General features: G+C 63.5%; 21 protein-coding genes and 1 tRNA gene. 10 read left to right on the forward strand and 12 right to left on the reverse strand.

From position 1 onward, the window contains the following. Positions 1 to 48 precede the first annotated feature (48 nt). The 3 genes from recJ to BUC08_RS00655 all read right to left on the reverse strand — a co-directional run bounded on the left by recJ (position 49) and on the right by BUC08_RS00655 (position 4,185). Complete coding sequence (gene recJ, locus BUC08_RS00645) at positions 49 to 1,791, reverse strand: single-stranded-DNA-specific exonuclease RecJ (RefSeq protein ID WP_037921671.1); 1,743 nt, start codon at positions 1,789 to 1,791, stop codon at positions 49 to 51. An 81-nt stretch (positions 1,792 to 1,872) separates the two neighbouring features. After that, positions 1,873 to 2,832, reverse strand: a complete 960-nt coding sequence (gene glpX / locus BUC08_RS00650; RefSeq protein WP_037921667.1) for a class II fructose-bisphosphatase — start codon at positions 2,830 to 2,832, stop codon at positions 1,873 to 1,875. 63 nt (positions 2,833 to 2,895) lie between these two features. Then, positions 2,896 to 4,185 carry a homoserine dehydrogenase gene (locus tag BUC08_RS00655; protein WP_037921663.1) on the reverse strand — a complete coding sequence of 430 codons (1,290 nt, stop codon included), beginning with the start codon at positions 4,183 to 4,185 and terminating at the stop codon, positions 2,896 to 2,898. A 431-nt stretch (positions 4,186 to 4,616) separates the two neighbouring features. On the opposite strand from BUC08_RS00655, the gene BUC08_RS00660 reads away from it, so the two are divergent. Beyond that, positions 4,617 to 5,231 (forward strand): OmpW/AlkL family protein, encoded by a 615-nt coding sequence (locus BUC08_RS00660; protein ID WP_037921660.1) that lies wholly within the window; start codon positions 4,617 to 4,619, stop codon positions 5,229 to 5,231. A 121-nt stretch (positions 5,232 to 5,352) separates the two neighbouring features. Here the strand turns inward: BUC08_RS00660 and BUC08_RS00665 are convergent, their stop codons facing one another. Continuing rightward, a complete protein-coding gene (locus tag BUC08_RS00665; protein ID WP_143186651.1) occupies positions 5,353 to 5,685 on the reverse strand; it encodes a hypothetical protein in 333 nt (110 codons plus the stop codon). A gap of 71 nt (positions 5,686 to 5,756) precedes the next feature. Here BUC08_RS00665 and BUC08_RS00670 point away from each other — a divergent pair, with 71 nt between their 5' ends. Further along, on the forward strand, positions 5,757 to 6,350 hold the full coding sequence (locus BUC08_RS00670; RefSeq protein ID WP_037921657.1) for a TetR/AcrR family transcriptional regulator: 594 nt from the start codon (positions 5,757 to 5,759) through the stop codon (positions 6,348 to 6,350). Between the two features lie 45 nt (positions 6,351 to 6,395). Here the strand turns inward: BUC08_RS00670 and BUC08_RS00675 are convergent, their stop codons facing one another. The 3 genes from BUC08_RS00675 to BUC08_RS00685 all read right to left on the reverse strand — a co-directional run bounded on the left by BUC08_RS00675 (position 6,396) and on the right by BUC08_RS00685 (position 9,848). Next, entirely contained in the window at positions 6,396 to 7,307 is a 912-nt protein-coding gene (locus tag BUC08_RS00675) for a pirin family protein (RefSeq protein ID WP_037921654.1), read from the reverse strand. A 484-nt stretch (positions 7,308 to 7,791) separates the two neighbouring features. Then, the gene (locus tag BUC08_RS00680) at positions 7,792 to 8,538 is read right to left on the reverse strand and encodes a COG3904 family protein (RefSeq protein ID WP_037921651.1); all 747 of its coding nucleotides are present in this window, start codon (positions 8,536 to 8,538) and stop codon (positions 7,792 to 7,794) included. Beyond that, positions 8,535 to 9,848, reverse strand: a complete 1,314-nt coding sequence (locus BUC08_RS00685) for an AAA family ATPase (protein ID WP_051693895.1) — start codon at positions 9,846 to 9,848, stop codon at positions 8,535 to 8,537. Before BUC08_RS00685 ends, BUC08_RS00680 begins: the two co-directional genes overlap by 4 nt. Positions 9,849 to 9,963: 115 nt before the next feature. Between BUC08_RS00685 and BUC08_RS00690 the strand changes: the two genes are divergently transcribed. Further along, positions 9,964 to 10,425 (forward strand): MmcB family DNA repair protein, encoded by a 462-nt coding sequence (locus BUC08_RS00690; protein ID WP_037921648.1) that lies wholly within the window; start codon positions 9,964 to 9,966, stop codon positions 10,423 to 10,425. A gap of 104 nt (positions 10,426 to 10,529) precedes the next feature. Beyond that, a complete protein-coding gene (locus tag BUC08_RS00695) occupies positions 10,530 to 12,368 on the forward strand; it encodes an FAD-dependent monooxygenase (protein ID WP_037921636.1) in 1,839 nt (612 codons plus the stop codon). Positions 12,369 to 12,381: 13 nt separating this feature from the next. Here the strand turns inward: BUC08_RS00695 and BUC08_RS00700 are convergent, their stop codons facing one another. Next, positions 12,382 to 12,570, reverse strand: a complete 189-nt coding sequence (locus tag BUC08_RS00700; protein WP_028955973.1) for a DUF6324 family protein — start codon at positions 12,568 to 12,570, stop codon at positions 12,382 to 12,384. A gap of 80 nt (positions 12,571 to 12,650) precedes the next feature. On the opposite strand from BUC08_RS00700, the gene BUC08_RS00705 reads away from it, so the two are divergent. Together BUC08_RS00705 and BUC08_RS00710 are read left to right on the forward strand one after the other, a co-directional pair. After that, positions 12,651 to 13,136: a GNAT family N-acetyltransferase gene (locus BUC08_RS00705; protein WP_037921634.1), complete on the forward strand. Its 486-nt coding sequence runs from the start codon at positions 12,651 to 12,653 to the stop codon at positions 13,134 to 13,136. A gap of 45 nt (positions 13,137 to 13,181) precedes the next feature. Further along, positions 13,182 to 13,258, forward strand: a tRNA-His gene (locus BUC08_RS00710). 100 nt (positions 13,259 to 13,358) lie between these two features. Here the strand turns inward: BUC08_RS00710 and BUC08_RS00715 are convergent. Beyond that, complete coding sequence (locus BUC08_RS00715; protein ID WP_037921629.1) at positions 13,359 to 13,661, reverse strand: DUF6476 family protein; 303 nt, start codon at positions 13,659 to 13,661, stop codon at positions 13,359 to 13,361. Between BUC08_RS00715 and BUC08_RS00720 the strand changes: the two genes are divergently transcribed. The 3 genes from BUC08_RS00720 (at position 13,660) to BUC08_RS00730 (ending at position 16,890) form a co-directional block, all read left to right on the forward strand. Then, entirely contained in the window at positions 13,660 to 14,682 is a 1,023-nt protein-coding gene (locus tag BUC08_RS00720; protein WP_037921626.1) for an RluA family pseudouridine synthase, read from the forward strand. The two genes, BUC08_RS00715 and BUC08_RS00720, sit on opposite strands and share 2 nt — an antisense overlap. Positions 14,683 to 14,925: 243 nt before the next feature. After that, positions 14,926 to 15,822 (forward strand): RNA polymerase sigma factor RpoH, encoded by an 897-nt coding sequence (gene rpoH / locus BUC08_RS00725; protein ID WP_037921619.1) that lies wholly within the window; start codon positions 14,926 to 14,928, stop codon positions 15,820 to 15,822. 147 nt (positions 15,823 to 15,969) lie between these two features. Then, positions 15,970 to 16,890, forward strand: coding sequence for a capsular polysaccharide export protein, LipB/KpsS family (locus BUC08_RS00730; protein ID WP_037921615.1), 921 nt, complete (start codon positions 15,970 to 15,972; stop codon positions 16,888 to 16,890). On the opposite strand, the gene BUC08_RS00735 is transcribed toward BUC08_RS00730, so the two are convergent. Then, a complete protein-coding gene (locus BUC08_RS00735; RefSeq protein ID WP_037921613.1) occupies positions 16,883 to 18,049 on the reverse strand; it encodes a dipeptidase in 1,167 nt (388 codons plus the stop codon). The two genes, BUC08_RS00730 and BUC08_RS00735, sit on opposite strands and share 8 nt — an antisense overlap. 113 nt (positions 18,050 to 18,162) lie before the next feature. Here BUC08_RS00735 and BUC08_RS00740 point away from each other — a divergent pair, with 113 nt between their 5' ends. Further along, the gene (locus BUC08_RS00740; RefSeq protein ID WP_037921612.1) at positions 18,163 to 18,432 is read left to right on the forward strand and encodes a DksA/TraR family C4-type zinc finger protein; all 270 of its coding nucleotides are present in this window, start codon (positions 18,163 to 18,165) and stop codon (positions 18,430 to 18,432) included. Here BUC08_RS00740 and BUC08_RS00745 read toward each other — a convergent pair. Both BUC08_RS00745 and BUC08_RS00750 read right to left on the reverse strand, forming a co-directional pair. Then, the gene (locus BUC08_RS00745) at positions 18,395 to 18,901 is read right to left on the reverse strand and encodes a GNAT family N-acetyltransferase (RefSeq protein ID WP_051693892.1); all 507 of its coding nucleotides are present in this window, start codon (positions 18,899 to 18,901) and stop codon (positions 18,395 to 18,397) included. The two genes, BUC08_RS00740 and BUC08_RS00745, sit on opposite strands and share 38 nt — an antisense overlap. A 93-nt stretch (positions 18,902 to 18,994) precedes the next feature. Continuing rightward, positions 18,995 to 20,815, reverse strand: a complete 1,821-nt coding sequence (locus BUC08_RS00750; RefSeq protein WP_037921608.1) for a M3 family oligoendopeptidase — start codon at positions 20,813 to 20,815, stop codon at positions 18,995 to 18,997. Between the last annotated feature and the right edge of the window lie 8 nt (positions 20,816 to 20,823).

Consider the following 20,823-nt stretch of genomic DNA (forward strand, 5'->3'; position numbering starts at 1 on the left):
CAATCGCGCCGCAGGGCGCAAGACCAAAAATGAAGTTCTTTGACAAAATTACGATCCGGCGGGTGCTGCATCCTCCAGACGCAGCTGAACGCTCTGCCGTCCACGGAAGCTGTTGATGTCCAGACGCCCCGCCAGATGAAAGCGCGCGCCGCCGTGTTGCTCCAACCGGGCACCCAGTGGACCATCGTAAGCACCGAAACAGATGGCATCCATGCGCGCGCCACCGATGTCGCCAAAGCTCAGTTTCAGGTGGTTTTCGCCCACCCGCTTGGCGTGAAAGATCTGCATGTCGGCAAAGGCAAAACGCGGACCGGGCGCAGCGGCGCCATAAGGGCCTGCCTGTTCAATCATCTCGGCCAGCTCGACCTGTGCTGCGCCGGGCATCATCGTCCCGTCCAGCCGCAGGTCGGCAACCCCGATGCGGTCCGCTCCCTGTTTCGCCAGCAACACGCCCAGCCGTTCCATGGCTTGCGGAATCATCTCGGCACGCACGGTCAGCCCCGCGGCCATCTTGTGCCCGCCGCCCTTGATCAGCAGCCCTTCAGCGGCCAGCCGCTGGATCGCAGCACCCAGATCAATGCCTGTCACCGACCGGCCCGATCCCTTGCCGATTCCATCCTCGATGCCAATCACCACCGATGGGCGATTCGACGCCTCTTTCAGCCGCGCCGCAACAATACCCACCACGCCGGGATGCCAGCCGTCGCCCGCAGCCCAGGCCAGCGGCGCGTCAAAGCCCCGCTCCTCGGCCTGCGCCATGGCTGACGCGCGCACTGCCGCCTCGATGTCACGCCGCTCGGTGTTCAGCAGGTCCAGCCGCTCGGCCATGGCGGCAGCCTCGTGCGGGTCGGTGGTGGCCAGCAGGCGCGCGCCCAGATCGGCCTGACCGATCCGCCCGCCCGCATTGATGCGCGGTCCCAGCAGATAGCCTAGGTGATAGGCCGCAGGCGCCGTGTCGAGCCGCGCCACATCGGCAAGGGCCGCAAGGCCGGGACGCTCGCGTGCGGCCATCACCCGCAGGCCCTGACGCACAAAGGCGCGGTTTACGCCGATCAGCGGTGCCACATCGGCCACCGTCGCCAGCGCCACCAGATCCAGCATCCGCATCAGGTCCGGCCCTGCCTTGCCCGCGCTACGCATCTGCCGCCCGCATTCGACCAGCATCAGGAACACCACGCCAGCGGCGCACAGGTGCCCCAGGTCGCCATCCTCGTCCTGCCGGTTGGGGTTCACCACCGCCACCGCCTTGGGCAGCGTCTCGCCGCCCAGGTGGTGATCCAGCACGACCACATCCGCCCCCACGGCCGCTGCAATCGGCCCGTGCGACAGTGTTCCGCAATCCACGCAAACAATCAGGTCATGTTTTGACGCCAGATCGGCCATGGCCGCGTCATTGGGGCCATAACCTTCGTCGATGCGGTCGGGCACATACAGCGTCGCCCGCAGCCCCAGTTGCCGCAACCAGTCCAGCAACAGCGCGGCGGAGGTTCCGCCATCGACATCGTAATCGGCAAAAATCGCGATCCGCTCGCGCCGCGTGACCGCTTCCAGCACGCGGGTCGCGGCCTTTTCCATGTCTTTCAGCAGGCGCGGATCGGGCAGCAGGTCCCGCAGGGCAGGGGCCAGAAATGCGTCCGCCTCCTCTACCGCCACGCCGCGCCGCGCCAGCACTTGCGCCACGGGACCGGGCAGCCCCTTTTGCTGCACGATCAGGTCCGCCGCCCGCTGTACTTCGACAGCGGGCCCGACCCAGCGGCGGCCCGTCAAGGATGTCTCAACGCCTAAGTACATGGCCACATCCCCATCTTCATCTTGCCAAACAAACTCCCCCCGGAGGGCCGGCCGGCCTCAGGCTCCGAAGCGAAAACAGTCTCAGACCGGCGTGCGATACTGCATCCGCCGCACCGAGCCGGTGCGCGACCGCATCAGCAGGGTTTCGCAGGTCAGCCAGCCCGGTTCGCGTTGCACGGCCTGCAACAGCGATCCCGAGGTCACGCCTGTTGCGGCAAAGATCACATCCTCGGTGACCATCTCGTCGCGGGTATAGACACGGTCCAGGTCGGTGATGCCCGCCTTGGCCGCGCGGCCCTTTTCGTCGTCGTTGCGGAACAGCAGGCGACCATAAATTTGCCCGCCCATGCATTTCAGCGCAGCGGCGGCCAGAACGCCCTCGGGCGCGCCACCGTCGCCCATGTACATGTCGATGCCGGTGTCCGGGTCAGCGCAATGCATCACACCCGCCACATCGCCATCGGTGATCAGCCGGATCGCGGCACCTGTGGCGCGCACTTCGGCGATCATGTCGGCGTGGCGGGGGCGCTCCAGGATACAGACCGTGATGTCCGAGGTCTCACAGCCCTTGGCCTTGGCCAGCGCCTTGACCCGTTCGCCGGGGCTCATGGCCAGCGTTACCGTATCGGGGGCAAAGCCCGGACCGATGGCCAGTTTTTCCATGTAGACGTCAGGCGCGTGCAGCATCGACCCGCGCGGGCCCATGGCGATCACCGTCAGCGCGTTGGGCATGTCCTTGGCGGTCAGCGTGGTGCCTTCCAGCGGGTCCAGCGCGATGTCCACGCCGGGGCCGTTGCCGGTGCCGACCTCTTCACCGATGAACAGCATCGGCGCCTCGTCGCGTTCGCCTTCACCGATCACCACGACGCCCGCGATGTCCAGCAGGTTCAGCTGTTCGCGCATGGCGTTCACGGCGGCCTGGTCCGCGGCCTTTTCGTCGCCGTGGCCGATCAGCTTGGCCGAGGCCAGAGCAGCGGCTTCGGACACCCGTGCAAGGCCCAGTGACAACATACGATCCTGGAATTTTGCGGCGTCAGTCATGGGCGTGGTCCTTGTGAATTTGTGTTGGAAAATATGTAGCGGGTGGGGCGCAATGGCGCAACTTTACAGGTGTTCGATGCGCAGCGCGACAGGGGCCTGCGCCAGCACGCCGGTGCCTTCCATGGCCTCGATGGCGACATCCAGGCTGGCGCGGGTGGTCTTGTGGGTGACGATCAGCACCTGGGCGGCCTCAAGGTCGGCGTGACCATACTGGCGCATCCGCTCGATGCTGACACCGGCCTCGCCCAATGCGGCGGCAACCTTGGCCAGCGCGCCGGGTTTGTCGACCAGCCCCATGCGCAGGTAATAGGGCGCAGGCAGCACCGACAGCGCCGGCTTGGCTGCCTCCAGCGTGGTGGCGGGTTGGCCAAAGACCGGCAGAGCAAAGCCGCGTGCAATGTCGCAGACATCGGACATCACGGCACTGGCGGTGGGGCCGGCACCCGCACCGGGACCGCGCAGGACGATCTGTTCCACCGCGTCGCCTTCCAGCACGATCATGTTTGTGCCGCCCTGCAACTGACCCAAGGGCGAGGTGTCGGGCACAAGGCACGGCTGCATCCGCTGTTCCAGCCCGCGGCCGGTCTTTTGCGCCACGCCCAATAGCTTGATCTTGAAGCCCATGTCGGCGGCGGCGCGGATGTCCTCGATGCTGATGCGTTCGATGCCTTCCAGCTCGATCCCGGCGAAATCGACACGGGTGCCGAATGCGATCGACGACAGGATCGCCAGCTTGTGCGCCGCATCAATGCCGCCCACGTCCAGCTGCGGATCGGCCTCAAGGTATCCCAGGCCGTCAGCCTCGGCGAACACCTCCTGATAGCTCAGGCCAGCCGTTTCCATCCGCGTCAGGATATAGTTGCACGACCCGTTCATCACACCCATCACGCGGGTGATGCCGTTGCCGGCAAGCCCTTCGGTCAGAACCTTGATCACCGGAATGCCACCCGCAACGGCAGCTTCAAACCGCAGCGAACGTTGCGCCGCCTCGGCCTGTTCGGCCAGCGCCTGACCGTGCATGGCCAGCATTGCCTTGTTGGCGGTGACCACATGCTTGCCCGCGGCAAGGGCGGCTTCTGTGGCGTCCTTGGCCGGACCATCCTCGCCGCCCATCAGTTCCACGAACACATCCACGTCGTCACGTTTGGCCAGCGCCACGGGATCGGTTTCCCAGGCATAGTCCGACAGGCTGAGGCCGCGGTCCTTGTCCTTTGACCGCGCCGATACGGCGGAAATGGTGATGTCACGCCCAGTGCGCGCCGACAGCAGCGCCGCTTGCTGGCGGACGATCCTGACGACACCCATGCCAACCGTGCCCAGACCGGCAATACCAAGGCGAAGGGGCTGGGACATGGGGTGTTTCCTTATAGATGCATGGTGTTTTTTGCGCATCTACCCCGTTCATGCAAGGCACGCAACATGGCGCGGCGTAGGCTGCGGCAAGAAAGACGCCGACGACCCGTCCGCAGCGTCATTTGAGGGGGTTGTTGGCCTGTCTGATTGATCCCGCTGCGGTGCGCTCCTTTCTCAGGCTTGGGAAGGCCACACTCGGGGCGGACCGCGCAGGCCGCAGACCACCGCGACAACATGCACCGCTCTGAATGGCAACACGGGTGTCCATTGCCCCAAGCCCCCCTTTGCCCCCGCGCCATTTGCATAGCCGGTATGCAATTTTATCCTTCAATTTCAAACAGAAACAGCCCGTGAATTTGATCTGGATCATTATTGGGGCCGCACAGTTGTGGCACCTTGCCCTCACAATGAAGAACCAAAGGATCGACCCCATGAAAATCGTGGCCCACAGTTTTGTTCCCGCTCTCGCACTGGGCGCGCTCTCAGTGACCCTTGCAATGCCTGCCATGGCGCAATCCCAAGGCGACTGGACCCTTGGCATCGGGATCATCAACGTGAACCCGAAATCCGACAACGGCACCCTCGCAGGCGCAGCCGCCACACTTGGCGACGACACGCAACTTTCGCTGACCGGTGAATACTTTATCCGCGACAACCTCGGCATCGAGCTGTTGGCCGCGACACCATTCGAGCATGGAATTTCCCTTGGTGGCACCGAAATTGGCACAACCAAACATCTGCCGCCCACACTCTCGCTGGTCTATCACGTGCCCACAAAGGGCAAGATTACACCCTTTATCGGCATCGGTGTGAACTACACCACCTTCTTTGAAGAGACGACAGCGCTTGGCGATCTCAAACTGGATGACAGCTTTGGGCTGGCCGCCACCGTGGGGGCAGATTGGCAGATCTCTGACCGCGGCGCGTTGCGTGTGAACGTCCGGTACATGGACATCGAAACCGATGCGACACTGGACGGCACCCCGATCGGCACGGCCAGGATTGATCCGGTCACCGTTGGTTTCTCTTACGTGCATCGTTTCTGACAGTCCCCGGGGGGCTGCCGCAACAAAATGCCGGCGGGTGTGACACACCGGATCTGGCGTCGCCCTCACGGCGGCGCCATTTTCGTCCGGGCGTCGCCGGCACGCATCGGTGCAGAAAAACTCAGTTGTCGGGCCGGGGATCGTCGTCCAGCCGCGTGCGTGCTGAGGCATCGATCACGCGGGTGCGTTTCAGCCTCTCGGCCCGGTTGCGCAAGGCGGCGACACGGCTTTCCAGGTTGCTTTGCTGAACCTCGGGCGAAGGGCCATCGCCTTCGGTGCGCGCCAGAATCGGCGCGACATTGATCAGCGCGGGATAGTCCGTAGCCTTTGCGCGCTCTGTCACGGCGTCGTCCAGCTCGGGGAACTGGGTGCAGGCCACCAGCATCAACTGAGCGGCAATCAGGGCGGAAAGAGGGCTGGGGCGCATGAACCTGCCTGTAAACATCTGTTGCATGCTTGATGCACCAGCGGTGCGTCTGGCGCAAGGCACTTGGTTTTGAACGGGTGTTCAGATAATCCAAGGATATGGCACGCACAGCAGGATCACATTCGGACATCACAGGCCCACGGGTGCGCGACGCCGCATTGCGGCTGTTTGCCCGCGACGGCTATGCCGCCGTGTCCATGCGGCGCATCGCGGGCGAGGTCGGGGTGCAGGCGGGGGCGCTGTATAATTACACCCCCGACAAGCAGACGCTGTTGTTCGACCTGATGCGCGACCACCTGATCGAATTGCTGGCCGCCCAACCGCAGGATACCGGCGACGCGGTGGCCGCGCTGGAACGCTTTGTGCGCTTTCACATTGGATTTCACCACGACAGGCCGGACGCGGTGTTCATCGCCTATATGGAACTGCGCAACCTGGAGCCGGAGAACTTTGCCGCCATCGAGGCGCTGCGCAGGCAGTACGAGGACCGGCTGGAAACGATCCTGCGGCGCGGTGCGGAAACGGGTGTCTTTGCCGTGCCAGACCCCAAAATCGCCACGCTGGCGGTGATCGCCATGCTCACGGGCGTGAACACATGGTTCCGCGCAGGCGGACGGCTGCGGCTGGACGAGGTGCAGGACATCTATTGGGACATGGTGCGCCGCTCGGTGGGCGGCACGGTCGCGCAATAGGCGCAAGTGGCCTGCGCGCCTTTAGGGACGCACAGGCCGTTGGTGTCAGTGCGCTGGCTGGATAAACGTCCCGTTGCGCAGATCGCGCATGGCCTGCTGCAACTCGGCTTGGGTGTTCATCACGATGGGACCGTGCCACGCCACAGGCTCGTTGATCGGTGCGCCCGAGATCAGCAGGAACCGCACACCCTGTTCGCCCGCCTGCACCGTGATCTCGTCGCCTGAGCCAAAGCGCACCAGCGTACGGTCGCCGGACAGGTCGCGGATGTTGACCTCTTGCCCCGCAACTTCCTTCTCCAGCAACACACCGGTGGGGGTTGCCGCATCGACAAAGGCCGCACTGCCGTCAAAGACATAGGCAAAGGCACGGCGGTAGGTGTCGATGTGGAACGTCTTCTTGACGCCCGCAGGCATGGTCACGTCCAGATACTGCGGATCGGCGGCGATGCCGTCCACGGGGCCTTTCTTGCCCCAGAACTCACCGGTGATCACGCGCACGGTGGTGCCGTCATCGTCGGTCACCTCGGGAATGTCCGCCGCCGTCACGTCCTGATACCGCGGCGCGGTCATCTTCTGCGCCGAGGGCAGGTTGCCCCACAGCTGAAAGCCATGCATCTGGCCACGCTGGTTTCCATGCGGCATCTCCTGATGCAGGATGCCGCGCCCGGCGGTCATCCATTGCACGTCACCGGCGCCAAGCGATCCGGTGTTGCCCAGGCTGTCTGCGTGATCAACCGTGCCCGACAGCACATAGGTGATCGTCTCGATCCCGCGGTGCGGATGCCAGGGGAATCCCTTTTCGAAATCCTCGGGCCGCTCGTTGCGGAAATCGTCGAACAGCAGGAACGGGTCCAGCTCGGACGGGTCCTGAAAGCCGAAAGCACGGTGCAGTTTGACGCCGGCACCTTCCAGCGTGGGCTGGGCGCGGCGCGTCTCAAGGGTAGGGCGCAGGGACATGGATCATCTCCTTTGAATGCTGCTGTTGGACAACAATCTAATCGTGCGGAGGTGCGTTGCAATCGGCGTTAATGCGCCGTTGCTGTGCAGATTTGCGGAAAGTGGCGGGAACCACCGCAACCGTTGGTTCTTTGCTCCCGAGGACCTGTATGTACAGGTGGGCACCAGGTAAGTGGACCAGGGTCCAAACAGAGCCAGTTCCCTCGGAATTGCTTAAGGCCACTGGAACGTCACCGTATCGAGAAGGGCAGAACCCGCCACCGCTTTAGGTAGGGTGCGCAAGGGCACTTGGCAAGAGGGATTGGCGGCGCTGCAAGCCGTATTGGGGGCTCTACCCCCGGCCTTCGGCCTCCCCCGGAGTTTATTATAGCTTTTCGGGGACAAAAATGAATCATAAAGCATCACTTTTCGCGTTTGAGCCGAAGGCGAAAGGCAGCGAACAAGTGTTTCAGATCCTTCCCGAAACGCTTCGGCAAGATGAAGCCTATTCGTCCGCGATGAAGTTATAGCGTTCCAGCTCCTCGGGCAGCAGGACATAGATTTCATCGGGCGGCGTGGTCAGCGCGTGCTGCATGACCAGCGGGTCGATGCCCATTTCATCAAGGTAGATCATCACCTCGCCCTGTCCGCGCTGGATGTCCTCGACCGCGAAAGAGGCGGGCAGGATCGTGCTTTGGCCGAAATAATGCTGGTGCACACCGACGCTGGCGGTATCCGCGATGGTGCGGATGGTGCCTGCGGCCAGCACATAGGGGCAGGCGGAATAGCACACTTCGCCCGCGCGCATTTCCGTGGCGATGTCATTGGCGCGAATATAGCGGCCCAGTTCCAGCGCGTCGGCGACCGAACCGCCGGGCGATTGCAGAACCAGCCGCGCAGGCACAGGGTCGGCCTCGCCAAGCAGGTCGATGATGCGCGCCGCGTCGTCGGGGGCAATCGTGCCTTCCAGCCGATAGGTGCTGTCCTCAAGTGCTGTCAGCGTCAGCCGGCCCGGCAGCGGGTTGGTGGGATTCGCTGGGCGCGGACGGTCAGGGTCGAAGGTGCGGCGCTGGTCGCCCGGGCTGACGGGTTCGGTCAACTGCGGCTGGTTCGGCCCGAAGGAGGGCAGCGACAGCCCGGCCCCCGACATGTCTCCGATCACCAGCAACAGGCCCAGCCCCAGTTGGAACACCAGAACCCCCGAAAGGATGCGGCCGACCGAGGGCCATCTTGAGGCTGTGGCCTCGGTCATGCGGCATTGTCCGGTTTCGCAGGCGTGGCGGGCAGGGTGCGCACGGGGTTGCTCTTTGCCTCTTTCTCCAGCGTGTCGGGCATGTTGTTCATCGCCAGTTCCACATCCCGGATCGCGCCCAACGCGGTGCGCAGTTCGGCCAGCGTCATGGTGTCGTCCACGGCGGTGCCCTCGCGGCCCTGACGGATCGCGGCATGCGTGATGGCCAGGATGAACACCAGCACCGCGGGCAATAGATCGATGGCGATGGCCCCCGCCCATGACGGCACGAAGTTGCGGGCGTACAGGATCACCGCATCGGCGGAAGAGATCGGCGTATAGGTCACCTCGGGGGGCGGCGTTTGCGCGATCACGGCGGCGGCGGCACGTTCCAGTGTGGCGGCCCGCTGGGCCAGCACATCCAGAACGCTGGTGATGGTCGACGCCTGATCGGTGCGAATCTGGCTGGTGCTGCCGTCCAGTTCGGGCAGCACGACGGACGCCGCCAGATCCTGCGCCGCGCGTTCAACCAGCGGGGCTACGGACAGCTGGCGCAACTGCGCAATCAGCCCGGCCAGCCGCACCGTGGCCTCGGAAAACTCGACCGAGCGTGCCTCGACCGGACCCGCCTCGACCGTCAGCGCGCGCATTCGGCTCAGGATGGTATTGCCCTCGGCAAAGGCGGCGCTGACCAGCGGCGTCTGCGTGGCGATCTGCGCCTCGAGCCCGGCCAGTTCCGCCGATTTCTGACGCAGCACGCGGAACACCGCCCCGCGACCGGCCAGCCCCGACAAGGCACCAGCGGCCTCCTGTTCGGACAGATCCTCGAACGACTGGCGCACGCGGGCGACATCGCGTTCCAGCCCCTGCGCGCTCAGCGCGATTTCGTGGGTTTCTTCCAGTGCGGTCTGATAGTCCTGCACCGTGGTGGCCAGATGCTGTTCCACCGCCGCCGATCCGGCCAAGGCAGCCGCGTTCAGCCAGGACGACATCGCCACGATGGCCAGCGATCCCAGCGCCATGGCCAGCATCAGCCCGATACGCGATTGCGCGCTGCGCACCGCCGGAAACAGGCGCATCATGTAGGACCAGAACACGAAAATCCCCACCGACACCGCCACCGAATAGGCAATCGCGGCAAAGACCGACATCGCACCCGTGTCATCCAGGAGGGACGACACCCCGAGATAGGTATAGATGCCCGAGGCCACGGACAGCACGCCCAGTGCGGTGCTGGAAAACGTATCAAGCCAGGCAAGGTGGGTTTCCAGTTCGCGGGCGTGGCGGACGCCGCGCGCCTGGGCGTCGGTCAGGGAGCGATCAGTTGTCATGCGGGCCTTTCCGGCGTTCCTGTGTCGGGACATAACATAGATGCGGCCAACCGGTGTTCCAAGTTTTCTTGCGTCGGGGTTGCAAATGTTCACGGATTGTTCATATTTTTGACCCATGAGTCTGGTCTCTGACATCACCGCCCTTGCACCGGGGCAACTGCTGGCGCGCGGCGTGGCGCGGCATCTGGCGGCTCTGGGCATGGTCACGGTCGAGGAACTGGTGCCCACACGCGGCCTGCGGGTCGATGTGATGGCGCTGGGCCCCAAGGGCGAGATCTGGGTGGTCGAATGCAAATCCAGCCGCGCCGACTATATGACCGACAGCAAATGGCAGGGCTACCTGGAATGGTGCGACCGGTTCTTCTGGGCGGTGGATGCGGATTTTCCCACCGACCTGCTGCCCGAGTGCACCGGCCTGATCATCGCGGACGCCTATGATGCCGAGGTGATCCGCATGGCGCCCGAGGACAAGCTGCCCGCCGCACGCCGCAAGGTGATGGTCCAGAAATTCGCCACCCACGCCGCCCGCCGCCTGCAGGCGCTGCGCGATCCGGCGGCCTTTGCGGGACTCGGGTGACGCTGTAACGTGGTGCAGTCCAGTGCATACAAATGTGATTGCGCTGGCTGATAGCGCGTCAATGGCCTTAGCGTGGTCCACGGGGGAACGCGGGAGGCCACACCATGCAATATCATCTGAACGGCTACACCAGCGGTGATCCACATGTGGCGCAGGCCATTGCTGCCCACGATCCGGCGCAAATGCCTGCGCAGGTCGACGTGCTGATCATCGGCTGTGGCCCTGCGGGGCTGACACTGGCCGCGCAGATGGCGCAGTTTCCCGATATCTCCGTGGCGATTGCCGATCAAAAGGACGGTCCGTTGCAGGTCGGGCAGGCGGACGGGATTTCCTGCCGCAGCATCGAGATGTTCAACACCTTCGGTTTTGCCGAGGACGTGCTGCGCGAGGGCTATTGGGTCAATGAGACCGCTTTCTGGAAACCTGACCCTGATCAACCCGCCCATATCACCCGCACGCAAAAGATCGACGATGTCGAACCGGGCCTGTCGGAATTCCCGCATGTGATTCTCAATCAGGCGCGTGTGCATGATTTCTACCTGCGCTGCATGGCAAACGGCGCGCGGCGCTTGCAGCCGCATTACGGACGGACGCTGAACAGCCTGACGGTGGGCGATGGCACGCACCCGGTCACGGCCCGCTTTCAGGGCCCGAACGGCCCCGAGACGGTGCAGGCCCGCTATGTCGTGGGCTGCGACGGCGCGCGCAGCACCGTGCGCCGCCAGATCGGCCGCAGGCTTGAGGGCGCGGCCGCCAATCAGGCCTGGGGCGTGATGGATGTGCTGGCGCTGACAGACTTTCCCGACGTGCGGCTGAAATCGGTGATCCAGTCGGCAGAGGCGGGCAGCGTGCTGATCATCCCGCGCGAAGGCGGCTACATGGTGCGGATGTATATCGAGCTGGACAAGCTGGGCGCGGACGAGCGTGCGGCCGGGCGCAACATCACCATCGAACAGCTGATCGCGGCTGCGGGGCGGATTTTGCATCCCTATACGCTGGACGTGAAAGACGTGGCGTGGTGGTCGGTCTATGACATCGGGCAGCGCCTGTGCGACCGGTTCGAGGACGACAGCGGCCACATCTTCATCGCCGGCGACGCCTGCCACACCCACAGCCCCAAGGCGGGGCAGGGCATGAACGTGTCCATGGGCGATACGTTCAATCTGGGCTGGAAGCTGGCGGCGGTGTTGCGCGGTCAAAGCGATGCCAGCCTGTTGCGCACCTATTCGGACGAACGCCAGCAGGTGGCGCAGGACCTGATCGACTTTGATCGCGACTTTGCCCGCATCTTTTCGGCCCCGCCACAGCCGGGCAATGCGGCGCAGGCGTCGATGCTGCAAGAGGCGTTTATCAAGGCCGGGCGGTTCACCGCGGGCATGGGCGTGCAGTATCGCCCTTCGATGATCTGCAGCGCGGGGACGCATCAGGCGCTGGCTGCGGGGCTGCCCGTCGGGCAACGGTTCCACTCCGCGCCTGTGGTGCGGCTGGGCGACGCGCGACCCATGGAGCTGGGCCATGTGATCCAGGCCGACGGACGCTGGCGGCTGTTTGCCTTTGCAGGTGCGAATGACACAGGGGCCGCGGGCGGGGCACTGCACCGCCTCTGCACGTGGGCACAGGATGCTGTGCAGGCCTGGGGGGACGGAGATGCGGACGCAGTCATAGATCTGCGCGCGGTGATGCCACAGAGGCACCGCGATCTGGATCTGATGCAGATGCCATCCATTCTGCGCCCCGCGAAGGGACGTTTCGGCCTGATCGACTATGAAAAGGTGTTCTGCGCCGATCCCGCCCATGACATTTTCGACATGCGGGGAATTGACCGCAGCGCGGGCTGCGTGGTGATCGTGCGCCCCGATCAATACGTCGCCGACGTGCTGCCCATGGGCGACACAGATGCGCTTGCTGCGTTCTTTGACGGGGTCTTTGTTGCGCGGGCCTGATGGCCCACTGGCGTCAGCGTTTGATCGACTCGGCAGCCTTGGCCGCCGCCATCAGCTCTTCGGCGATCTCGCGGGCCTCGTCGGGTTCGAAATCCATCGGAATCTCGGCGCCGCCACCTTCGACGAACAGACGGACCATGCCCTTGTCTGTCGGGCCGATTTGAAGATTGGCTTCGATGTCGCGTTCGCTGTTGATGCCCATGATGGCCTCCGGCTGTGTCAGGCGAGTGTGCTAGCGAAGACAGACTTGATTGGCAAGCGTGGCAAGGGCACGATGCCAGCATGACAGAGTTTCAAATCCGTGCCTATACGCCAGATGATGCGGCCTGGGTGCACGCAGCCCATGCACAGCACTACCGCGCGGTGGACGGCTTTGACGACAGCTTTGGCGTGCTGGTGGAATCGATTCTGCGCGATTTCGACGCGGGCCATGATCCCGTGTGCGAGGCGGGGTGGATCGCGGTCGATGTCAGGGGCGCGCCGGTGGCCTGCATCTTTTGCGTGAAGTTGACGGAAGAGACCGCCAAGCTGCGGATGTTTCTTGTCACCCAAGCGGCGCGTGGCAGCGGATTGGGCTACCGGATGCTGCAAACCTGCATGGGATTCGCGCGCGACCAGGGCTATACGGGCATGACGCTCTGGACCCACGAGAGCCATGCGGCGGCCTGTGCGCTGTACCGGCGCAACGGCTGGCAGCTGGTCCACAGCACGCCCGTGCTCTCTTTCGGTCAGGATCTGGTCGAACAGGAATGGCAAATTCGCTTTTGATCGGCCTTGCCAAAGTGGTACGTCTTGGTTACATCACCGCGCAGTGCCGCCTTAGCTCAGTTGGTTAGAGCGCTTGATTGTGGATCAAGAGGTCCCTGGTTCGAGACCAGGAGGTGGTACCATCCTTCCCTACATCGCTGAATGGCCGCTGATCGGGGCTTTGCCAAGTTATCTTATTCGGGGCGTTGCCCCGGACCCCAGGACAGTTCTGGCCAAAAGAGATCAGTCCAGGGTGATAGTCTGCTTCAGCTCCGTCCCGTCGGGGCTGTAGATCAGCACCTGCGTCGGCGTCGTGATGGCGATATACTGCGGGGTCTGGGCAAAGGCCGTGGGGGTCGTGCCGTCGGGCAGGGTGATGCGCTCTGGCAGCGGTGGCGTTGACGGGCTATTGAGTCGTATTGCCATAAGCACAAAAATCGCGGCCATGCCCGCGATCATCGTGGCAGTGAGAAGCGTCACCAGACGGCGCAGGGTTTTGAGATAAGGCGGTTCGGGGACATCGGGCGCGTCGTGAGGATTGGACATGTCGGATCAACTCGTTCGGTTTCGGGTGGGCGAAGCGCCGCCTGCACGTCTTGATAAGGCGTTGGCGCGTGATGTGCCAGAGGATGCATCCCTGTCCCGGACGCGGCTGGGCCGGCTGATCGAGGATGGCGCGGTGCGGGTGAACGGCACGGTCCTGCGCGACCCCAAGGCGAAGGTCGCAGAGGGCGCTGATGTGATCATCACGGTGGCCGTGGCCACCGAAAGCCATATCGGGGCCGAAGACATCCCGCTGGTCGTGGTCTACGAGGACGACGATCTGGTGGTTGTGAACAAACCTGCGGGCATGGTGGTGCATCCGGCCCCCGGCACGCCGTCGGGCACGCTGGTGAACGCGCTGATGCACCATTGTGGTGACAATCTGTCGGGCGTGGGCGGGGTCAAACGCCCCGGCATCGTGCACCGCATCGACAAGGAAACCAGCGGCCTGCTGGTGGTCGCCAAATCGGATGCCGCGCATCACGGCCTGGCCGACCAGTTCGCGGCCCACACGGTCGAACGCTATTACCGCGCGCTGGTCTACGGCGTGCCCGATGCCAACGACCCGCGCCTGCGCGGGATTCGCGGTGCGTCGTTCGAGCCGGGCAATATCCTGAAACTGACCACCCAGCTGGCCCGTCACAAGACCGACCGCCAGCGGCAGGCGGTGCTGTTCCAGGGCGGGCGGCACGCGGTGACGCGGGCGCGCACGATCCAGCGGTTCGGCACACCCGAAGTGCTGGCGCTGATGGAATGTTGGCTGGAAACCGGCCGCACGCACCAGATTCGTGTCCATATGGCCCATGCCGGTCACGGGCTGGTGGGCGATCCGGTCTACGGCGGCAAACGCAAGCTGCCCAAGGGCGCGCTGAACGACACGGCGCTGGCCGCGCTGAACGGCTTTGACCGGCAGGCGTTGCACGCGGCGGTTCTGGGCTTTGTGCACCCCGTGACCGGCGAAAACATGCGCTTCGAGGCCGATATGCCCGCAGATATGTCCGATCTGCTGGACGCGCTGGCCTGAGACCGTATCATTCATTTCGACGGAAACCTGCGCCCCGCGCGTTAAGGTCATGTTCACACCCGCGTGCATATGCGTTTGTAACAGACCGCACACGTGTGCGTGAATGCACTGTACACACGCTAACATTGCTGTTGGGTTCGTGTATGCTGGTCGGCGAAAAACGGGGAAGTGGCCTCTTGCGATGGCCCCAGCGACTCCCCATATCGATGTTAAGCCCCTAAACATGGGGTAGAGAGGACAGAGATGGCAAATTATGCAAATCTGCCGGCCCCGACGCCGGAAGGCGGCCTGAACCGCTATATGCAGGAAATCCGGAAGTTCCCTTTGCTGGAACCCGAAGAGGAATACATGCTGGCGAAACGCTGGGTCGAAGAGCAGGACACAGAGGCCGCCCACAAGATGGTCACCAGCCACCTGCGTCTGGCCGCCAAGATCGCCATGGGCTATCGCGGTTACGGCCTGCCCCAGGCCGAGGTGATCTCCGAGGCAAACGTGGGCCTGATGCAGGCGGTCAAACGGTTTGACCCCGAGCGCGGGTTCCGGCTTGCGACCTATGCGATGTGGTGGATTCGCGCCTCGATCCAGGAATATATCCTGCGGTCCTGGAGCCTTGTGAAACTTGGCACCACCTCGGCGCAGAAGAAACTGTTCTTCAACCTGCGCAAGGCCAAGGCCCGCATCGGCGCGCTGGAAGAGGGCGACCTGCACCCCGATAACGTCAAGCGCATCGCCACCGATCTGGGCGTGACCGAGGACGAGGTGATCAGCATGAACCGCCGGATGTCGGGCGGGGATGCGTCGCTGAACGCCACCGTCGGCTCCGAAGGCGAGGGCACGATGCAATGGCAGGACTGGCTGGAAGACGAAGACGCCGACCAGGCCGCGGATTACGAGGAACGTGACGAGCTGACCGTGCGCCGTGAAATGCTGGCCGAGGCGCTGGATGTGCTGAATGACCGCGAAAAGGACATTCTGACCCAACGCCGCCTGTCCGACCAGGCCGTCACGCTGGAAGACCTGTCCAGCCAATACGACGTCAGCCGCGAACGCATCCGCCAGATCGAAGTGCGCGCCTTTGAAAAGCTGCAAAAACGGATGCGCGAGCTGGCCAAGGAAAAGGGTCTGATGGCCACCGCCTGATCCTGTCCGATGGACCACAATTGCAATGCTCTGCCCCGCAAGGGGCGGGGCATTTTTTATGTATCCCAAGCGGCGTCAAATGTGCCAAAGCTGGCACAATAGCAGCGAACGGCAAGGCGTTGCCGTTCAACAACAAATAGGTGATGAATGAGCCGGATCGTCTTTCATGTGCCACGGTCGTGGCTGGGGCCGCTGGGCGGCGGGTTGATGCCGTTTTACGCGCGTCTGACCGAGGGGCTGACGGCATTGAAAGTGCCCTTTGACGTGGTCGAACTGGACCGCGACACGGTCATGGCCGAGGTCGAGGCTGACGATGCCTTTCACATCATAAACCACGGGCGCTTCACCCATCCGCGCATCCTGAACGCGGGCGTGGCCTATATCTATCCGTTCTGGAACATGGACCCGACCGGCATCCGCGCGTTTTCGTCCATCGGCAGCCAGCCGTTCAACCCCGCAGGGATCGAGGCAGAGGAAGCGCGCGCCTTCTTCCGCAAGCTAAAGGCGCGGCTGGTTGGTGCGCGCACCTCGCGGTACGAGCAACCGCAGGACGAGACAGACCTGCCCGACGGCGGCACGGCGGTGTTCTTCCAGTCCGAAGCACATCGCACCGTGGGTGAAACCATGTGGCTGGACCGCTGGGAGATGCTCAAGGGCGTTCTCGCGGCCGACCGTGGCCCTGTCGTGGTCAAACCGCACCCGCGCGACACCGATCCCAAACTGCGCGCGCGCCTGCGGAAAATGCCGGGGGTGACGGTCAGCGACGGCAACATTCACGACATCATCGCCGCCTGCGACCGCGTGGTCACCATCAACTCTGCCGTGGGGGTCGAGGCCTATCTGCACCGCAAGCCGGTGATCCTGTGCGGGCAGGCCGATTTCGCCCATATCGCCGACGAAGCGCATGACAGTGCCGAACTGGTCGCGCATCTGCGGGCCGAACCGGCGCGGCGGGCCTATGACAAATATATCTGGTGGTACTTCGCCCACCAATGCCTCAGCACAACCGAACCGGAGCTGGCCACGCGGTTCCTGGACCGCGTGCGCGCGACGGGATTCGTTATTTAAGCCGGGCGCGCAGCACGCGCAGCATGTTCTCGCCTGCGATCTTGCGAATGTCGGCTTCGGAAATGCCTGCGTCCAGCATGGCACTGGTCAGTGCAGGCAGCTCGGACGTGTCAAAGGCAGTTTCGACCGACCCGTCAAAATCAGACCCCAGCGACACGTGATCCGCGCCCACCGTGTCGATGCCCGCCTTGATCATCTTGGCAATGCCCGACGGGGTGATGTCGTTACAGGCCACTTCGGCCCAGTATCCCATGCCGATCACGCCGCCGGTGGCCGCAATCTCGCGCATCAGGTCGTCGGGAAAGTTGCGTTTGACCGGGCAAAAGCCGTGGATGCCGCTGTGGCTGACAATCACCGGCATGTCGGTCATGGCCAGCACATCCCGCGCCACCTGCGGCGACGAATGCGCCAGGTCCAGCACCATGCCGCGCGCCTCGATCTCGGCCACGACGGCACGGCCAAAGTCGGTCAGGCCAAGGTTGCCCTCGCCGTGCAGCGATCCGCCCAGGGCGTTGTCAAAGAAGTGCTGCAAGCCGATGATGCGGTGCCCTGCGGCCTCGATCTTGTCCAGATTGGCAATGTCACCCTCCAGCGGATGCGCGCCCTCGATCCCCAGGATGCCGCCCACCGCGGTGCTGCCTGCCGCACGGGCGGCCAGATGGGCCTCAAGATCCGCAAGGCTCTTGATAATGGTCAGGTGCTCGGGATCTTTGGCGGCGGCCTTGTGCAGCTTTTCCGCCTGATACAGCGCGCGTTCAAGAATGCTGGTCCAGGTGCGTACGGGCCACAACTGGCCAATGGCCAGCGGCGTGATGTTGTCAAAGGCATCGGCCGAGTTTTCATCATAGTTCTGACCGGCGGGGGATTTGGTCACCGCCGTGAAAATCTGGATCGCCACGCCGCCCTCGATCAGACGCGGCACGTCCACCTGACCCCGATCGCCCCGTTCGGTGATGTCGCGGTTCCACAACAGGCTGTCGGCGTGCCAGTCGCCCACGATCATGTCGTCGTGCAGCGCGCGGGCCGCATCAGACACAGGGTAGGGGTCGTGCGGCACCACCGCGTTGCGGGTGCTTTCGACATAGCCCGGCGCAAAGATGAAAAAGCCCGCAACAGCGATCACGAGAAGAGCGGCGGTGAATTTCAGGGCGGTGCGCATGGTCTGGTCCTTTGTCTTCAGTTGGCGCAGGGTAAGCACACAACCCTAAGTTTCCAAAGGGTGACGTGAGGGCGCGCGGCACTACATATTCAGCGAAAGACGGAGGAACACAGATGGCCGGTGGATGGGCAAAAGACGGCGCAGTGTCGGAACAGATCGAGGCGTCGATCAACGATGAACTGGCGCGGATGAAAGCGCGCAAGGCTCCCGTGGGCGAGAGCTTGAAATATTGCGCCGAGTGCGACGAAGAAATCCCCGAACGCCGCCGCGTGGCGTTGCCCGGCGTGAAGCTGTGCGTCGACTGCGCCGCCGAACGCGACGGCCGCCCGCAGGACCGTGGCGGGTTCAACCGGCGTGGGTCAAAGGATTCGCAGTTGAAGTAACGCGCAGCGGCATCTTCATGATGTGCTGCGGTCCGGCATCGCCGCCCAGCCAATGTTCGCCCGTGTCGACAAAGCCGCCTTTGACATAGGCGCGCACCGCACCGGGGTTGCGCAGGTTCACGGTCAGCCACAGGCTGCACGCGCTGGGATAATGTTGCGCCAGATAGGCGGGCAACATCTGGCACAAGGAACGGCCAATCCCCATCCCCTGACGGCTTGCATCCACCATCACCGTACGCAGACCAAGTGCGGTCGGCGGGGCAAAGCTGTGGATCTGGCTATAGGCGCGGTCGATTTTGAAAAAGCCGACCAAATCGCCGCCGTGCTGGATCGCATAGGCGTCCATATCGGGCGTCGGACTGTCAAAGGCCTGCTGAATGGTGCCAGAAAATGTGACCTGATCGGGGTGCACGGCAATATGCGCCACGCGGGGCAGGTCGTCGGGGGTGAGGGGGAGGAATGTGATCATGGGCAACTTGTGGTTGGCCTATTTGGCAAACCGGTCCTTCTGGGGGGAGCAGATGAACCGGCGCGCGACATGGCCCGCGCCGGTCCTTGTGGATCAGTCTTCCATCGCTTCCAGTTCGTCGATAAAGCCCGAGATCATCGACAGGCCCTTGTCCCAGAACGCCGGGTCCGACGCATCCAGGCCGAAGGGTGCCAGCAGCTCCTTGTGGTGTTTCGACCCGCCAGCGCGCAGCATGTCGAAATATTTGTCTTCGAACCCTTCCACGCCTTCGGCATAGACGGAATAGAGCGCGTTCACCAAACCGTCGCCAAAGGCATAGGCATAGACGTAGAACGGCGAATGCACGAAATGCGGGATATAGGCCCAGAAGTGTTCGTAGCCGTCCATGAAATCAAAGGCCGGCCCCAGGCTTTCGCCCTGAACGCTCATCCACAGCTCACCAATGTCCTCGGGCGTCAACTCGCCGCCGCGCCGCGCCGCGTGCAGTTTGCATTCAAAGTCATAGAACGCGATCTGGCGCACGACCGTGTTGATCATATCCTCGACCTTGCCCGCCAGCAGCACCTTGCGCTGGGCGTTGGTCTTGGCCCCGTCCAGCATCTTGCGGAAGGTCAGCATCTCGCCAAAGACCGATGCGGTTTCGGCCAGCGTCAGCGGCGTGGATGACAGCATTTCGCCCTGACTCGCGGCCAAAACCTGGTGCACGCCGTGGCCCAACTCGTGCGCCAATGTCATCACGTCACGCGGTTTGCCCAGATAGTTCAGCATCACATAAGGGTGCACATCCGTCACCGTGGGGTGGGCGAATGCACCGGGCGCCTTGCCCGGTTTCACCGGCGCGTCGATCCAGCCCTCGGTAAAGAAGGGGGCCGCAATCTCGCCCATGCGCGGGTCAAAGGCATTATAGGCATCCATCACCGTTTTCTCGGCGACGTCCCATGGCACCAGCTTGGGGTCTTCCAGCGGCAGCGGCGCGTTGCGGTCCCAGACCTGCATCCGGTCCAGCCCCAGCCATTTGCGTTTCAGCTCGTAATAGCGGTGGCTCAGCTTGGGATAGGCGTTGACCACAGCGGTGCGCAGCGCCTCGACCACTTCGGGCTCGACATGGTTGCTCAGGTGGCGCGCGGTCTGGGCCGTGGGCATCTCGCGCCAGCGGTCCATGATTTCCTTTTCCTTGGCTTGAGTGTTGTGCACGCGGGCAAAGGTCTTGATATTCTTGCCGAACACATCCGCCAGCTCCTCGGCGGCCGCCTGCCGCGTGGCGCGGTCAGGGTCGGTCAACAGGTTCAGCGTGCCCTCGATGGTCAGATCGTCGCCCTGCACGTTGAATTCCAGACCGGCGATGGTTTCATCGAACAGCCGTTCCCACGCATCGCCCACCACGCCCAGATCGTGCAGGAATTTCTCCATCTCGTCGGACAACTGATAGGGCTTCATCGCACGGATGCGGTCGAACACGGGTTCATACCGCGCCAGATCGGCGTTCTGGTGCATCAGTTTCGACAGGTGATCGTCGTCCAGCCGGTTCAGTTCCAGCGTGAAAAACACCAGCGGCGTGGTGAAATTGGTGATCTTTTCCTGCACGTCCGACATGAATTTCGCACGGCCACCATCGGTGGTCTGCTGGTAATAGCGCAGACCGGCATAGGACATGATGCGCCCCGCGACCTGGTTGATCTTTTCCTGACGCAGGATGCAATCCAACAGCCCCTCGGCGTCCAGACCGGCCAGATTGTTCTCAAAATCATGGGCAAAGCTGGCACAGGCCTCTTCCAGCCAGTCCAGATCGCGTTTCAGCTCTGGGGCGTCCTCGCCTGTATAAAGATCATCCAAATTCCACTCGGGCAGGTCGCCCAGGTGTTTGCCACCACCGGCTGCATTGGCGTCTTGGACAGGAAAGGGAAGCTGGAACATCGGGAAAC

It is taken from the genome of Pseudosulfitobacter pseudonitzschiae (genome assembly GCF_900129395.1).
Taxonomy (GTDB): Bacteria; Pseudomonadota; Alphaproteobacteria; order Rhodobacterales; family Rhodobacteraceae; genus Pseudosulfitobacter; species Pseudosulfitobacter pseudonitzschiae.

What these genes read in the sequence shown, in the direction of transcription:
- BUC08_RS00700 (WP_028955973.1), bottom strand. Translation starts at nt 12,570, where the DNA reads ATGGGCATCAACAGCGAACGCGACATCGAAGCCAATCTTCAAATCGGC.
- BUC08_RS00660 (WP_037921660.1), top strand. Translation starts at nt 4,617, where the DNA reads ATGAAAATCGTGGCCCACAGTTTTGTTCCCGCTCTCGCACTGGGCGCG.
- rpoH (WP_037921619.1), top strand. Translation starts at nt 14,926, where the DNA reads ATGGCAAATTATGCAAATCTGCCGGCCCCGACGCCGGAAGGCGGCCTG.
- recJ (WP_037921671.1), bottom strand. Translation starts at nt 1,791, where the DNA reads ATGTACTTAGGCGTTGAGACATCCTTGACGGGCCGCCGCTGGGTCGGG.
- BUC08_RS00665 (WP_143186651.1), bottom strand. Translation starts at nt 5,685, where the DNA reads ATGCAACAGATGTTTACAGGCAGGTTCATGCGCCCCAGCCCTCTTTCC.
- BUC08_RS00675 (WP_037921654.1), bottom strand. Translation starts at nt 7,307, where the DNA reads ATGTCCCTGCGCCCTACCCTTGAGACGCGCCGCGCCCAGCCCACGCTG.
- BUC08_RS00705 (WP_037921634.1), top strand. Translation starts at nt 12,651, where the DNA reads ATGACAGAGTTTCAAATCCGTGCCTATACGCCAGATGATGCGGCCTGG.
- BUC08_RS00655 (WP_037921663.1), bottom strand. Translation starts at nt 4,185, where the DNA reads ATGTCCCAGCCCCTTCGCCTTGGTATTGCCGGTCTGGGCACGGTTGGC.
- BUC08_RS00735 (WP_037921613.1), bottom strand. Translation starts at nt 18,049, where the DNA reads ATGCGCACCGCCCTGAAATTCACCGCCGCTCTTCTCGTGATCGCTGTT.
- BUC08_RS00720 (WP_037921626.1), top strand. Translation starts at nt 13,660, where the DNA reads ATGTCGGATCAACTCGTTCGGTTTCGGGTGGGCGAAGCGCCGCCTGCA.
- BUC08_RS00745 (WP_051693892.1), bottom strand. Translation starts at nt 18,901, where the DNA reads ATGATCACATTCCTCCCCCTCACCCCCGACGACCTGCCCCGCGTGGCG.
- BUC08_RS00695 (WP_037921636.1), top strand. Translation starts at nt 10,530, where the DNA reads ATGCAATATCATCTGAACGGCTACACCAGCGGTGATCCACATGTGGCG.
- glpX (WP_037921667.1), bottom strand. Translation starts at nt 2,832, where the DNA reads ATGACTGACGCCGCAAAATTCCAGGATCGTATGTTGTCACTGGGCCTT.
- BUC08_RS00750 (WP_037921608.1), bottom strand. Translation starts at nt 20,815, where the DNA reads ATGTTCCAGCTTCCCTTTCCTGTCCAAGACGCCAATGCAGCCGGTGGT.
- BUC08_RS00730 (WP_037921615.1), top strand. Translation starts at nt 15,970, where the DNA reads ATGAGCCGGATCGTCTTTCATGTGCCACGGTCGTGGCTGGGGCCGCTG.
- BUC08_RS00715 (WP_037921629.1), bottom strand. Translation starts at nt 13,661, where the DNA reads ATGTCCAATCCTCACGACGCGCCCGATGTCCCCGAACCGCCTTATCTC.
- BUC08_RS00685 (WP_051693895.1), bottom strand. Translation starts at nt 9,848, where the DNA reads ATGACAACTGATCGCTCCCTGACCGACGCCCAGGCGCGCGGCGTCCGC.
- BUC08_RS00670 (WP_037921657.1), top strand. Translation starts at nt 5,757, where the DNA reads ATGGCACGCACAGCAGGATCACATTCGGACATCACAGGCCCACGGGTG.
- BUC08_RS00740 (WP_037921612.1), top strand. Translation starts at nt 18,163, where the DNA reads ATGGCCGGTGGATGGGCAAAAGACGGCGCAGTGTCGGAACAGATCGAG.
- BUC08_RS00680 (WP_037921651.1), bottom strand. Translation starts at nt 8,538, where the DNA reads ATGACCGAGGCCACAGCCTCAAGATGGCCCTCGGTCGGCCGCATCCTT.
- BUC08_RS00690 (WP_037921648.1), top strand. Translation starts at nt 9,964, where the DNA reads ATGAGTCTGGTCTCTGACATCACCGCCCTTGCACCGGGGCAACTGCTG.